General features: G+C 56.9%; 11 protein-coding genes and 1 pseudogene. 7 read left to right on the forward strand and 5 right to left on the reverse strand.

Annotated features, from left to right (window positions below):
• Positions 1–329 precede the first annotated feature (329 nt).
• Positions 330–686, reverse strand: a complete 357-nt coding sequence (locus tag ACUVSA_RS04495; RefSeq protein ID WP_445891049.1) for a hypothetical protein — start codon at positions 684–686, stop codon at positions 330–332.
• A gap of 10 nt (positions 687–696) precedes the next feature.
• Entirely contained in the window at positions 697–1,026 is a 330-nt protein-coding gene (locus ACUVSA_RS04500) for a carboxypeptidase regulatory-like domain-containing protein (protein WP_445893939.1), read from the reverse strand.
• Between the two features lie 571 nt (positions 1,027–1,597).
• Here ACUVSA_RS04500 and ACUVSA_RS04505 point away from each other — a divergent pair.
• Positions 1,598–1,906, forward strand: a pseudogene (locus ACUVSA_RS04505) (PAS domain-containing protein); the annotation flags it as partial.
• Positions 1,907–1,909: 3 nt separating this feature from the next.
• Positions 1,910–3,277, forward strand: coding sequence for an ATP-binding protein (locus ACUVSA_RS04510; protein ID WP_445893984.1), 1,368 nt, complete (start codon positions 1,910–1,912; stop codon positions 3,275–3,277).
• A gap of 289 nt (positions 3,278–3,566) precedes the next feature.
• On the opposite strand, the gene ACUVSA_RS04515 is transcribed toward ACUVSA_RS04510, so the two are convergent.
• Positions 3,567–4,892 carry an SEC-C metal-binding domain-containing protein gene (locus ACUVSA_RS04515; protein WP_445893940.1) on the reverse strand — a complete coding sequence of 442 codons (1,326 nt, stop codon included), beginning with the start codon at positions 4,890–4,892 and terminating at the stop codon, positions 3,567–3,569.
• A 71-nt stretch (positions 4,893–4,963) separates the two neighbouring features.
• The gene (locus ACUVSA_RS04520; protein WP_445891045.1) at positions 4,964–5,518 is read right to left on the reverse strand and encodes a shikimate kinase; all 555 of its coding nucleotides are present in this window, start codon (positions 5,516–5,518) and stop codon (positions 4,964–4,966) included.
• Positions 5,519–5,955: 437 nt separating this feature from the next.
• Here ACUVSA_RS04520 and aroQ point away from each other — a divergent pair, with 437 nt between their 5' ends.
• The 3 genes from aroQ to ACUVSA_RS04535 all read left to right on the forward strand — a co-directional run bounded on the left by aroQ (position 5,956) and on the right by ACUVSA_RS04535 (position 7,767).
• The gene (aroQ, locus tag ACUVSA_RS04525; RefSeq protein ID WP_445891044.1) at positions 5,956–6,411 is read left to right on the forward strand and encodes a type II 3-dehydroquinate dehydratase; all 456 of its coding nucleotides are present in this window, start codon (positions 5,956–5,958) and stop codon (positions 6,409–6,411) included.
• A 198-nt stretch (positions 6,412–6,609) separates the two neighbouring features.
• Positions 6,610–7,377 (forward strand): lysophospholipid acyltransferase family protein, encoded by a 768-nt coding sequence (locus ACUVSA_RS04530; RefSeq protein WP_445893941.1) that lies wholly within the window; start codon positions 6,610–6,612, stop codon positions 7,375–7,377.
• Between the two features lie 123 nt (positions 7,378–7,500).
• Positions 7,501–7,767, forward strand: coding sequence for a 3-oxoacyl-[acyl-carrier-protein] synthase III C-terminal domain-containing protein (locus ACUVSA_RS04535; RefSeq protein WP_445891042.1), 267 nt, complete (start codon positions 7,501–7,503; stop codon positions 7,765–7,767).
• A gap of 227 nt (positions 7,768–7,994) precedes the next feature.
• Here ACUVSA_RS04535 and ACUVSA_RS04540 read toward each other — a convergent pair whose 3' ends face one another.
• On the reverse strand, positions 7,995–10,877 hold the full coding sequence (locus tag ACUVSA_RS04540; protein WP_445893942.1) for a PEP/pyruvate-binding domain-containing protein: 2,883 nt from the start codon (positions 10,875–10,877) through the stop codon (positions 7,995–7,997).
• A 138-nt stretch (positions 10,878–11,015) separates the two neighbouring features.
• Between ACUVSA_RS04540 and ACUVSA_RS04545 the strand changes: the two genes are divergently transcribed.
• Positions 11,016–11,924, forward strand: a complete 909-nt coding sequence (locus tag ACUVSA_RS04545; RefSeq protein ID WP_445891040.1) for a 4Fe-4S dicluster domain-containing protein — start codon at positions 11,016–11,018, stop codon at positions 11,922–11,924.
• The gene (locus ACUVSA_RS04550; RefSeq protein ID WP_445893943.1) at positions 11,921–14,026 is read left to right on the forward strand and encodes a hydrogenase iron-sulfur subunit; all 2,106 of its coding nucleotides are present in this window, start codon (positions 11,921–11,923) and stop codon (positions 14,024–14,026) included. The genes ACUVSA_RS04545 and ACUVSA_RS04550 overlap by 4 nt, the downstream gene beginning before the upstream one ends.
• Positions 14,027–14,038: the final 12 nt, after the last annotated feature.

A 14,038-nucleotide genomic window follows, 5' to 3' on the forward strand; every position in this document is an offset into this window, starting at 1 on the left:
ATAAGTTCTCCAGCGTCCAGCTCGCCGCTTGTCCGAAAACGCTGTTCGAAGGTTTTTGCGCGGGGATCGGGCATTTGGGAGCCTACGCTTTCGCATGCACAGCCCTCCCGTTGTCCGCCAAAGGTCGGACCCCATGAGACGTCTGCGAGCACAGCTTCAGAAGGAGCGGCCTTAACCGTGCTTCCTCATCGCGTCTTGCGGCGTTCCTACAGCGTCAAACTGAAAGGAGACAGCCAAACCATTTTCAGACACGCTCCGAGGCTTCGATCCCTTCGTTAGAACGTTCGGCCGATCTTAGGAATCAAGTACAGGTGTTTTTCAACAACCTTCTATGACCCTTTGGGGCCACGTTTTTGCCGTGCCTGCACGTAGTAAGCCACCCCGAAGATGCCTAAAATATATCCAATACCCCCAAGAATGTCCTTGAAGTCCGGCTCCTGCACGGCCGTCTTTAAGGCGGCCATCTCCCTCTTGATGGCCCGCAATTCCTGATTCATCTCTTTTTGTTGCGCCTGCAAAGCCTCCAGAACCAGCATGGAATCCTGTGCGGGCAAAGCCTTCACGTCCGAAGGTGCCGTTTGCATCCCCTGAGCCTCCAAACCGGTTGCATCCGGCGGCTGAGCGTAAGCCCACGCCCCTGCCAGGGCAAAAGCTAACATGAGCCATCCCAAGAAACATTTCACCATCGCCGTGCCCTCACATGTCGTTTTTTTTCAAAATGAATACCACTCGGTGCCCCATGGAGGCGTTGAGCTCGATGGTGAGGTCTGACTTTTCCGCAGGTACGGCGAATTGAGCCTTGCCTTGAGCATCCGTTTTCCCTTCAAAGACTGGGGTGCCCTTGGCATCCGTAACGCGAAGATTTCCTTGAACCACAGGAGATCCGTCGGGAAAATAGCTTTCCACATACACGGTTCCCCCCTCGGCGTAGGCAAACAGGTTAACCTTATGCGCCCAAGCAAGAAGTGAGAGGCCTACGGTAAGAGCCGTGATGCAGGTGCAGGCCACAAGAACCTTTTGAACCATTGGATGTCCTGGTGCTGCAGGCATCGCATTTCCCCCTTTCGTTGTTTTGGCCGAAATGCCGGCCATCCATTCATGCGGGCGCTGTAAAGACAACCCATCATTAATGATGTCTTCCTATTCATCGTGTTGTTAAAGCCTGGGGCACAAAACAAAAGGCCGAACGTCCATCCCCAGACGCCAGCCTTCGTGACCGCTTTTCCAAGAGGATAAGCCCCACTTGGTGCTCTATGGCTTCCATTGAGCTTCAGCCCGAGAGTTCCGAGTTCGCTCGGAGCCCTTGTGTAAACGTACCATAATCCCAACCCCCCAAAGCCGTCAAGGCGACGGCAAAGAGCGCACGGCGGGGCTTCAAGATTTCAGATTCCCTTTTCTCTCGTCAGCGCCACGGCGGCCTTTTTCCTAGGCCTTTGTCCCTTGGCCGCCGGAAAATATTTGCGTTTTACACGCACTTCATGTAGAAGTTCTCTAGTTTGTCACGTGAAATATCTCTCGTTCACGAGGTGGCCACCGCATGGAAGGCTCGCATTCGGATCTTCCCGCAGAAAGCGCCTGAGATTTCCTTTACGCCACACGAGACGCCATCCTTTTTGTGAATGCCCAAGGTCATATCGTCTACGCCAATCCGGCGGCCTGCCGTCTTCTCGGCTATGATGCAGAAGAGCTTTGCAAGGCGCACGTGAGTGTCTGTTTGCGTCAACAGGACATGGGACGTGCCTTGGCGGAAGCTTCGGAGCAGTCCAAAGTGCCTTCGCGGCTTGCGGAGTATGTCCCGACGCGTGCCGACGGAGCCCAGGTTTGGGTGGAGATGAGCGCCTTTGAGTTTCCCGTGGAACGCGCGGACCTCATGGGCTGGGGGCTGAGAGACGTCACGGCGCGCAAGGAATTGGAAGCGGACATCGCCAAACGCACAAAACTCGAAGCGGTGTCCACCATGGCCGGGGGCATTGCGCACGATTGGAACAACATTCTCACCATCATTCTCGGCAATCTGGATCTGGCGCTGAGCCTTTGTCGCCCGCAAGATGCCATCACGCCCATGCTCCGCAGTGCCAATGTGGCGGCCCTGGAAGCACGAGAGCTCACTTTCAAATTTCTGTGCTTTGCGCGCCGTGCCGTGCAGGAAAGGACGACGATTCACGCCGGATCTCTGGCCGAAGAGACTTGTCGAACCACCTTGTCGGGCAAGCCTGTGTCGGGTCAGGTGATTTTCGAAAACGGCCTGCGGAGCCTGAAAGGGGACCCGCAACTGTTGCGCACCGTTTTGGTGAACGTTTTGGACAACGCTCGAGCCGCAAGCCCTGTGGGCGGCCGCATTTTCGTGCGCATAAAAAACATTGATGTGAAACCCGACGATGCCCTGAGCGGGCAACTCCGCCCAGGCCCGTATCTTCGCTTGGAAATTCAAGACGAAAGGTGCGGGATTCCTCCGGATATTCAGGATCGCGTGTTCGACCCGTATTTTTCCACCAAACAGCGTGGCACGCAAAAGGGGATGGGCATGGGTCTTGCCGTGGCTTGGGGCATTGTGCAGAGTCATGGAGGGCACATTGCCGTCACGTCTCGGGAAGGGGCTGGAACCACGGTTACGATTCATTTACCTGCAGTTCCCGAAGCGAGATCCCTGGCTGCGGGTCTGGCCGAAATGGAAGGGCCTCTGCGGGCAAAAATCCTGGTGATGGACGATGAACCGATGCTTCGCCAGTTGGCGGAAGCCGTCATGGAACACTTGGGATACCAATGCGACACGGCGCGGCACGGCAAGGAAGCCATCGCCATGTACAAGCAGGCCATGGAAGCGGGAGAACCCTATGATCTGGTGATTCTAGACCTGACCGTCAAGGGAGGCATGGGCGGCATTCCCACCATGGCGCAACTTCTTAATGTAGACCCCAAGGTTAAGGCGGTCATCTATACGGGATATTCCGCAGACCCCATTTTTGGAAACTTACCGACTTTACGGCTTTCAAGGGGCCTTGCCCAAACCCTACGCCATCAAAGATATGGCCGCTCTCATTCGACGAGTGGTGGGGAAAAAGGAACACTAAGCGGCGTGTTCGTCGGTGCCGTCAACGGGAGCGACGCACTTCGCGATCGCTTATCGCGCCGTGCGATGCTCCTGTGGTCTCGAACCCAAAATGACGCGGGAAAGCCCTCCTTGAACGATCTCACCGAAAATGCGGAGCGCGAGGGAACGATCCTTCCCAATAACAAACATGGTGCAGGGGCCCATCTCCGAGTGCCCATAGCGTGACTAAACCCAGAGAAGCTTCGCCGATTCGGTTTGGCTGCGTCCTTTCACCTTGAGGCTGTGTGAGCGCCGCAAGGCGAGATAAGGCATCGCGGTTTGCCCCGCTCCTACTGGGGCGTTCACGGACGCGCTCTCGCATCGAAGGGACGCGCTCCTGCGCCTTCGTCCTGCCGGCCCCCACCAAGAAGCGCTCGTGCGTTTCCGAGAATATTCCGGACGGGCAGAAGCCGGTCCCTCCCTAAGAGCCAATCCATGCGTGACGACAGGGCGCAGTTCCTCGTCGGCCGCGTCCTCACGCCGGTCCGCCCTTCATGTTTTGCACCAGGTCTTGAATGGCACCTTGAATCTTGCTCAGGGCGCCAAGCCTTGCCTTGGCCCGCTCCAAGTACGGTAAGGCTTTGGGGTTCTTCTGCCGTCCAAGGGCTTGCGCCGTCCAGTTCACCACGTAAGGGTTTTCATGATTCGTCATATGCACCAGAATCCGAAAGCTCTGCTCCGTCGGCACGGCGCCCAGTACCATGAGAAGGCCTGTTTTAAGCTCATCAAAGGCCGTGTTTTCCAAGAGGGTCTTTTCGATGACCGGCACGGCGGCTTCCCCCATCTCTTCTAGATACTTCAAACACATCTGGGAAAAGTAGGGAAACCGAAACATGGAAAGTTCCGCCAAAAGCCGCGCCGATTCGGAATGTCCTCCGGTATGGAGCAGTTCCGGTACAAACATGCTGGCCCAGGAGAAATTGTAGCATAGGGGCAAAAGATACGGCACGGCGGCCGGCCCGTCCTTTTGAAGATCCTCAACGACCGATGCGAGCGCGTTTCGGCGCACCTCGAAGCCAGCCATGTCCTTTTGAGGAAATCTCTTGAGATCATTGGCAGCCTTGAGTCGGGCCACACGCTGCATGAGGCGCTGATTGTCATCGGTGGGAAATTCTTGGGCGTAGGCGCGGGCTCTTTGAGCAATCCAGAATTTCTCGAGCCATGTGCTGGGCGAGTAGAAATGTACCAGCTGCGTGCGCTCCAAACCTTCCCGCTTGTGGTAACCGTTTTCCTGAAAGAAATCTTTTTCTTCCACCGCCACCTGATAGCGCGTGCGGGCTCGATAGAAGGCGGCGTCGTAGTCTCCCTGTCCCAGGCAGGCGACAACGACGATATCGTGCAGTCGGTCATCTTCCGGGAACTTCTCCAAGAGTTGCTCGGCAAGTTTTCGAGCTTTGTTGTAAGATTCTTCCATAAGGGCCTGAAAGCCTTTGTGGATGTCCTCCTGAAGCTTTTCCCGTTTTTGAAGGCGTTCCTCGAGCTTTTGCAGTTCATCTCGGGGCAGGGCCTTGCGGGCTTCCTCGTGCAGGGCCATGCAGCATTTCTTGTATTTTTTCCCGGACCCGCACGGACAGGGATCGTTTCGGCCGACTTTGCGCACGATGAATTCATCGGCCAGGGCCATTTGACGCCGGGAAATTTTGTAATCGGCGATAAGCTTGTCCAAGTCCTGTTCTCGAAGGCCGTAGCGCGCGCAGACCGTTTTGCGGCTTACCCCTTGAAAGATATCGTACACAGGCTGCCAGGGGCTGGGGGTCGGTTCCATGGAGCCGGACGGTGAAGGGTTGAGTGTCTCGGTCATACAGAGGATCCTTTCAGCAAGGGGCGGTCCAAGTTCTTCAGCCATAGGGCCGAAGCACGCCATGTCTACCATCAGGAAACAGTTCTGTCAAAACCAGCCGAGGCTTCATAAGCTTGAAGGATTTTCTGTGCAAGCAGCTCCAAAGGGAAGGCATCTGCCTCGAGCACCAGATGTGCTGACGCTACGTACCAAGGTGTTCTTTGCTGAAGCACTTCGGCAGTCTCCTGGATGGTGGACTGCCCCGTGAGCGACGGTCTTTGGGTGGCCGTTTTGTCATCCAAGGCAAGGCGGTGACAGATCGTTTCAAGACGGCAGCAAAGCCACACAGAAAAGAAGTCTTTCTGTAGCCTTTCTCGGTTGATCGCGCTTTCCACGACCCCGCCTCCCGTGGCCACCACAATGTGGGTTTGTCGAGAAAGTCTTTCCAGAAGCCGGGATTCTTCCTGGCGAAACCGTGCCCAGCCGAATCGCTCGACCCATGCTGCGATGGAGTCGCCGAAAGAGCGGGTCAATTCCTCGTCCATATCCACGAAAACCCATCCCAGGGACCGAGCCACCAAAGGGCCAACGGTGCTCTTTCCCGAAGCTCGAAAACCCACCAAGGCCAGCCGTGGCGGCACAGCCATAAACCTTTCTCCCTTTGATTCTCAACAAACACGCTGCCAGGCACTTTCCTACGGAGGCCGTCCCAGAATGCCGATTTTGGTCAAAGGCGGCTTTGTAACTCATTGAAATTGCAAGCCTGTAAGCCGTAAGAAAGGGGTTCTTGCACAGGCTCCTACGGAGCTCGTCCGACAATGGTTTGGCCACGCCCTCGCAGCTCGAGACTGTAGGAGCACCGCAAGGCGCGATAAGGCATCGCGGCTTGCGGCGCTGTTACAGCATATATCGAAAACGGCCCCGAAAAGCCATTTTCGGACACGCTCCCAAGACGTCCTTGACGGCATGACGAAAAATTCTCGCTTTTCTGGCCTTGAAAAATCATGATGCACAGACGCAGAGCTTAAGATAGAAAAAAGCGGGTAATGAAACAATGTCTAACAAAGTGAGGAGTTCTCAGGGCATGAAGAGGGTTTTGGTGCTCCATGGTGTCAATCTCAACATGTTTGGCCGAAGAAATGCCCGCCATTACGGCACATGCACTCTTGCCGAAATCGATCGCGCTTTGGTGGATCTGGCGGCGGTTCTGGGAGTGCATGTGGAGACCTATCAGACCAACAAAGAAGGGGACATGGTGGAACGCATTCACGCGGCACTGGACGACGGCACCGACGCCATTGTGATCAACCCGGGCGCATGGACCCATTACAGCTACGCCCTGAGAGATGCGCTGGAAATGCTGTCCATACCGGTGGTGGAAGTGCACATGTCCCACATCGACGCGCGGGAACCTTTTCGCCAACAGTCTGTTTTGGCTCCTGTCGTCCAAGGTCGCATTTCAGGCTTTGGCATGCAAAGTTATTTATTGGGGCTTCGAGCCGCCCTGTCCTTGGTAGCGCCAGATGAGACGTCACCTTGACGCAGCTTTTTCAACTCGGCATAGAGCATGTCCGAGATTGCTGGCCGACGGATCGGTACCCCTGCTGGAAGGACACGATTTGTCCACGAGAGCACTCGGACAACATTTTCGGACTGGCTTCCGCAGAATGAAGCCGCGCGGGTGATGCTCAGTCAGAGTGCAAGTTGAAGCGAGGCACAAAAATGTAGATAGCTTTGCGTGCGCAAGGGAGCCTTTCAGGAGCTGAGTGTGCTAAGGGAGCTTTTTTCAGCCGACCATCCATTGCTGCGGCACCTTCCCTGCTGGGGAGCGTCGTTCCTTTCGGCCTGGCATCGAACGTGCCGCTTTCACGTCGTGGGAAAGGCTCATCTTCGAGCCGCGTTGGATAAGGTTCCTGGCGGTCTTTTGACCACGTGGCACTTCGCCTTTCCTTCGGTCCTTTATTTCTTTCGGCATGTAAACGGAATCCTCATGGTCAGCCGATCCCGAGACGGTGAATGGGCTGCACGACTTGCCCACTGCCTGGGTTTTCAGACCGTTCGAGGGTCTTCGCACCGTGGGGGTGCCCAAGCTTTGCGCGCCATGCTTCGACTCACACAAAAAGGTCACCCCGCCGGGCTCATTGCAGACGGCTCACAAGGCCCCCCGCTTCGGGCCCAAAGAGGGATCGTTTGGCTCGCCTCCGTCACCGGACTGCCCCTCGTGCCCTTGAGCCTTGCCGCCGATGCGGCCTGGCGCCTGCCCAGCTGGGATCGCACTTTAATTCCTAAGCCTTTTGCGCACATAGTCATTGCGGCGGGGGATCCCATTTGCGTGCCTCGCCGCGCAGCCGATCAAGACTTGGAAGCGTTTCGAGGTCTTCTGGAAACCCGCTTGCATGGGCTGACAGAGCTAGCCCAAAAAACCGTGTCGCGCACCGAGGCGTTGCCGTCAGTGCCTCGAGGCGGTGGCTGGGCGAAGCGGTTTCGCCACCAAACGCTTGTGTGAGCATGTGTCGGGGAAAGGAGAACCCATGATCCGCAGCGCCATTGTCGGCATCGGCAGCTACGTTCCGCTCAGAGTCGTCACCAATGATGACCTGGCTCAGAAGTCATCCAGCATATCCTGGACGTGAACGGCCTCAAGGGCGAAGATATCAAGTATGTCATTCCGCATCAGGCCAACATGCGCATCAATCAAATGGTGGCCCAAAAGCTGGGATTTCCCGAAGAGAAGTTTCTTCACAACATGCAGCGCTACGGCAACACGACAGCCGCCAGCATTCCTTTGCTTCTGGACGAAACCTATCGAAACGGTAGGCTCCAAGCGGGAGACCTTGTGCTCATGGCAGCTTTTGGATCCGGATTCACATGGGGAAGCGCCTTGCTGCGCTGGTAGTCCGAAAGAACCGAGACCGCTCGGTGCTTCACGCCGACGGCGTGCGCTCGAAAAGGCTTCCATGCCGGTATTCGCCAAGGTCTCGACCACTCTTGTGTGACATTGACAAGGACGCAAACCACTCACACAAGACGCTCGGGCGACGTCCCAGCACGAGCCGAGGCTGCGGTGGATCTTTTGGCCCTGTCAAAAGAGTTGCGGCTTTGAGCAGGGTTGAAGCCTGCTTCTCAGACAAGCGCGTCTTCCGGGCAAGTCGTGGCCTGGGCTTCAATGCCGAGAAATTCCTTGAGGCCGGACATGACATAGCTCAAGTCTCGAGCTTCCAGGCGTATTCCTACGGCGGCAATGACGGAATGGCGCCGATACGGGTCCACCTCAAACTGCCACGGCCGCACGAGCGCCGCCATCCCTTTGGTTCCAAGGAAGCTCTGAAACTCTTGAACCTGCCGGCACAGCTTTTCATATTCGTCTCGGCCGTAGACGACCCCGTCGAATTCTCCAAAGGAACATCGGCCAAAGGCGATCACGTACCCCGGATCTTGGCCGGGATTGTCGCTGGATTTTTCTCGCATGATGCGGAGTTCAGGATAAGGGGCAAAAACCGGATCCAAATGATAGAGATCCACGAATTCCCCTTCGGCCACGGCGCTTTGCAGGGTGATGGGACAGCCGTGCTTGGTTTGATCCAAAAAGGTTCGCAGGTACCGGCACACCACGTCGAAATCTTCGTCGGGAACGGCCAAACCGATGCTCACAATGCGCGCGTGCCCCTGCCCCAAGGGCGGCTCCCCTTGAATGATCCTCAACTTCTTTCGAAGGCGAGGGGTGATCTGCTCCAGATAGGCCAAGAAATGGCGTGCCAGGACTTCCTTTTCCGCGTACTTCATGAGGCCCGGATTGACCTGAACACTGTCCAGATCCTGATCGTATTCGAAGTTGCTGGCAAAAATAAGGTAATAGTAATGGGGCACGCGCATGAGATGAAACCCTTCGGCTTCAAACTCTTTGACCACACTCATGGTCCGGTTCTTGATGAAAATGTCCCGAATCACGTCCCCTTCGCTTTCGCCACGTTCTTTGGCTTTGGCCACCATGATCTCGTGAATCCAGTGCGTGCGCCACGTGGTGCAGAGCATGAGGGCTCTGAGGATCTTGAGCACCTCTTCGCCCAGCTGATGTCCTCGGTACACCAAGGGAGGCCCCAGGTCGAATTGGTCCACTCGAACGTCTTTCAGGGCCAGAGTGCGTTCCCGATCCCTTGCCGGAATGTAGGCCAGATAGGTCCCAAAGGCGTGCATGAGTTCTTTTTCGGAAACCGTGCGGTCGCCTTCCTTGATGCGCGTTTCCAGGCGCTGATAGTGGGCGAGCTCCAGTTCCATCTGATAATGAATGTCCAGGAGCGTTTCGTAATCGAGTTCGTGATAGCCCGCCCGGTCGAATTGCTCCCGCAGGTACTCCCAATCCACATAAAGTTTTTTGCGGATTTTTCTGTCCACCAGAAAATCGTGGGCTTCGGTAAAGCCCACGATGCCGCGTTCGCCGTCGACAAATATGTCACGGCCCATGTAGGCGGCCAGAGTGCATTGGGGATTGAGTTCAATGCGGTCTTCATCCACCAGAAGCAGTGGCCGACCGTGCACATCCGTCACGTTGATCAAATAAGGTTTGCTGTAGGCCACGGCGGAGACGGCCTCATGGCCGGTGACGTTTCCGTCACAGCGGATGATGCCCCGCACATTGGGATGATTGACGGCCAGATCCGTTTCTCCGTAAGGTCTTTTGCGAAGCATGATCACGGGTCGCCCTTTGCGGGCCAGTTCCAGAGCGTCTTCCGTTCCAAAAACCAAGGTGCCGTGATCCGCCGTGTCCGTGATGGGTTCCCCCACAGCCAACACCTGGTAGTCTCTAAAGCCTTCGCGAAGCATTTTTTCCGGCTGTTCCAGCGCCGTGTTGATGATGAGGGAGGCCATTTGGACAGTGGTTTTTCCCTCGTCCACCAAGTCCCACATAGCCCGAGCGGTGGCGGAAAAGGTCATGCGCAGTGGGCGGCGCTGCAAAATGTAGAGCTTGCGGTCTTCCACGGTAAATTCGACGTCTAGAGGCCTCTTGGCCCGGGCTTCCAGCCGGTCTCGAACGGTCATGAGCAGCTCGTAAATGTCCGGAAAGCGCTCTTGCAAGTCTTTTGTGTGCAGGAGTTCTTTGCGTAGCTTGCCCGAAACGATCTTGTCGCATTGCACCTTGGGGGCCCACTCAATGACAGGGGCAGCCGCGCCGGTTCTCGGATTGCGCGTGAACAGAACGCCTCCCAAGCACCCTCGGTCGTCGCGATTCCCAAAGACCATGCTCTGCACAATCACCGCCGTCCCCATGTCATCCGGCACCTTGGGGCTTCGGCTGAGCCGCGCTTCGACGGCGGTTTCGGCCATCCAGGAATGGAACACGCTTTCGATGGCCGCCCGCAGTTGCCGAAAAGGATCCGATTCCATTCGATGGGCCGACGCTTTCACAGGAGACTGGAGCAAGACTTTCTTATAGGCGTCAATCAGGGGAAAAAGGTCGTCCACGGACACGGATCCCTCATCCCCCACATGAAACTTCTGCAGCACTTCAAAAAAGCGTTCGTAGGGAATCCCCAGCACCACCTCACCGTACATGCGTAAGGCTTCCAGATATGTTCCCAACAAAAAGCCTTCATCTTCCCCCGCTTCAATCAGAGCGGTCACGATTTCGTCGTTCAATCCCACGTTAAGGATCGTGCTGATGGCTCCGGGCAAAGACACAGGAGCGCCCCCGCGCACGGCGACGATTAAAGGCATGCGGCCGCTGGTGTCGCCGTAACGCCGCCCCACACGACGTTCCAAGTCGGCAAGGGCCAAGGTCACCGCCACAAACAGTCCTTCCGGCAGGGATCCACCCTTGTCATGAAAAGCGCGCCAAGCGTCGGTGGTCAAAATGAATCCATCGGGAACGGAGATGCGGTCTTCCATTCCAGGAAAGTCCGATCGAAGATTTTGAAAATCTTCCACCAGTTTGGCCCCTTTGGCCCCCAGCTTGTCGATCTGGGAAGGGTCCGCCTTCTCAAAAGAAACCACCATGCTCTCGTAAGGCATGAAAGACTCCTCGCCTCTGTGGCTCATCCCACGAAAGACCTCAATACTCTTCATTTGATGCCACAGCTATGCTACAAAAGAAAAGGAATGTGAATTTTTTCGATTACCCGGCTCTTCCAGGAAGGTGGACACCAGCGCATGAAACGCGAGGACGCTCACCGTATCGAATATACAGTGCGTTTTTATCATGTGACGCTGTCTTTGAAAATCGACAGGCAACGCTGTATTCGATGCGACCTCTGCACCTTGGCCTGCCCTCGAGAAGCCGTGCGGATCGATGCTGATGAGCACGGCCTGCAGATTTATCTGGACCATCATCGATGCCTTCTGTGTGAAGTCTGCGCTTACGTGTGTCCCGTCTCAGCCGTGTCCCTGCACTATGAAAATCAGGACAAAGAACTGCTGCGTCGTTCGGGCGGCTTGCCTTCCATCCCCGATAAGGTTTGTGTGCGCGTGGAGCGCTGCCCGCACCGATGCGAACTTCTGGAACATCAAGAAAATCATTGGTGCCGTCAGCAACGTCGCATCGTGGAAAATCGCGAAGCGGAGTGCCCCAAGTATTGCTTTCGGTGTGTGCAGAACTGCCCTCGAAGCGTGTATCAGGAAACGCCCGAGGGCACATCGCCCGATGCTACCTTGTGCCTGCGCTGCGAGCAGTGCCAGGAAAGATGCCCTCACGGATCCATTCAGGTCCAGCCCCTTTTTCGCGGAAGCGTGGTGTTGGACGCGGATCGATGCCCAGAAGACTGCACACGCTGCATCGATGTGTGCCCAGTCCGGGTGATTCAGCGCCATGAAGGGCGGGTTCAGCTCATTCGAGACACCTGCGCTCTGTGCGGTGCCTGCGCCAACGTGTGCCATCGGGATGCCGTTCGCGTGGTGCGGGACGCCGTGCTCGTTTCCGATGAAAACACATGTCCCTTGTGGGACCGTCTGCGCACGGTCCTGACCAGCGCACTGAACCCAGATGGTGACGTAGCGAAATCCGAATTCGGATTAGTCGGCGCCTCTCCTTCTGACGGCTCGCTCAGGTCAAACTCCCCATGAGCCCTATCGGTGTCTATATCTGCCATTGCGGCCACAATATCGCGGGCGTCATCGACGTGGAGGCTTTGCGCGAACGCGTGCAGAAGGCCTGCGACGTGTCGGTGGTCAAGACCCATGTGTTTTGTTGTTCCGAACCCGGTCAAAAGGAGATTCAGGAGGACATTGCCGCCCACGGCCTGGAGAGAATTCTGGTGGCGGCATGTTCTCCAAGGCTTCACGAAGTGACCTTTCGAAGGACCATCGCCCACGCCGGCCTCAATCCTTACCTCCTGGAAATGGCCAATATTCGAGAACAGTGTTCCTGGGTGCACCGAGGTCCCGAAGCCTTGGAAAAAGCTGTCGACCTTGTCCTCATGGGTTTAGCTCGGCTGGCTCGATTGACGCCTCTTTCGGACCGGCAAGTGCCTGTGACGCGTCGTGCCTTGGTGATCGGCGGCGGCCTTGGAGGCATGAGTGCCGCTCTGGAACTGGCGGACTGCGGTATTTCGGTGATTTTGGTCGAAAAGAGTGCAGGTCTGGGAGGCCAGGCCGCTCGCTGGCGTGTGACGCCTCCACACACCGATCCCCTGTCGTGTTTTGTGGGGCCCCTGATCACGCGGACGCTGTTGCATCCTCGCATTCGCGTCATGGAGCGTTGCACCGTGGAGAGTGTCCTGGGCTATGTGGGCCGTTTTACGGTTTCCCTGCGGGAAATCTCGGGGCCGGAGCGGTTCACTGAAGAAGTGGGGGCCGTTGTTGTGGCCACGGGATTTGAACCGTATGAGCCGGAAGTGTCTCGTTATCCCTTTGTGGCCCTGCCCCAGGTCATAACCTCGGTGCAACTGGAAGAAATGTTTTCTCGAATTGCCCGAGACGCCAAAGATCTTCCCTCTGCGCTTCTGGGGGTGCGTTCCGTGGCTTTTCTCCAGTGTGTGGGATCTCGTCTGGAAGACGAGTATCCGCACTGCTCGCGCATCTGCTGCGCCGTGACTTTAAAACAGGCGCTGGCCCTTCGAGCCCTGGGCATGGAGGTGCGAGTGTTTCACCGAGATCTTCGGCTCTATGACAAGAGCCAGGAAGAGGACCTTTACGGCCTGGCTCGGCGCCGTGGCGTGCAGTTTCATCGAGGGACAGTGACCGAGGTGACGCCTCACGATTCGGGAGGACTTATCATCAGCTGGCACGATGAATTTCTTGGATCGGATTTTCGTGTTCCCGTGGATCGGTTGATCTGTGCGGTGGGCCTTCGGCCGCGCTCCGATGCCAATGCCTTGCGCACGGCGCTTCGGCTGGCCGCAAGCCCCGACGGGTTTTTGCTGGAATCGCATCCGAAACTGCATCCTTTGGAATCCGCCGTGGAAGGCGTGTTTTTGGCGGGATCTTGTCAGGGACCCAAGGACGTTCGAGAGACCGTGGCGGCATCGGTGGGCGCGGCCGCCAAAGCCTACGAGCTTTTGTGTCAGGATATTTTGCAGCTGGACGGCATGATCGCCGTCATTGACCACGAGCGCTGTGTGGGTTGCGGCGTCTGTGCAACGGAATGTCCTTACCAGGCCGTGGCCCTGCGTGAAGACGAGGAAGGGAACCTTAAGGCTTTCGTGGAGACGGCGGCGTGCAAAGGGTGCGGTGTGTGCGCTGGAGCCTGCCCGACCCATGCCGCGGATCACCTGGGCTACCCTACGCAAGCCCTTGACGCCGTGATCGATGCGGCCCTTGCACAGGACGCAGGGCGTAAGATTCTGGCTTTCTGCTGCCATTGGTGCGCTTATGCCGGAGCTGACGCAGCTGGAGTGGCCCGCCTGCCCTATCCTTCCATCGTGCGTATTGTCCGCGTACCGTGTTCAGGGCGCGTCAGTGTTTCGCTGGTGGTGCGTGCTTTCAAGAAAGGTGCGGGTCGCGTCGTGGTGGCGGGATGCCATCCTCCCGGCGACTGCCATTACATTTCAGGCAATCTGCGGTTTGAAAGCCGCATTCCGCGGATTCGAAAGGCCCTCGTCAAAAAAGGCTACGACCCGGACCGGTTTGTGTGTCAATGGATTTCGGCGACGGAGGGACCTCAGTTTCAGCAGTTGATTCGTCGTTTGGCCGACGAAATGGCCACGGCGGCCCAGGAAAGCCCATGACACCAAGGACCA

This window comes from Desulfosoma sp. (assembly GCF_052743555.1).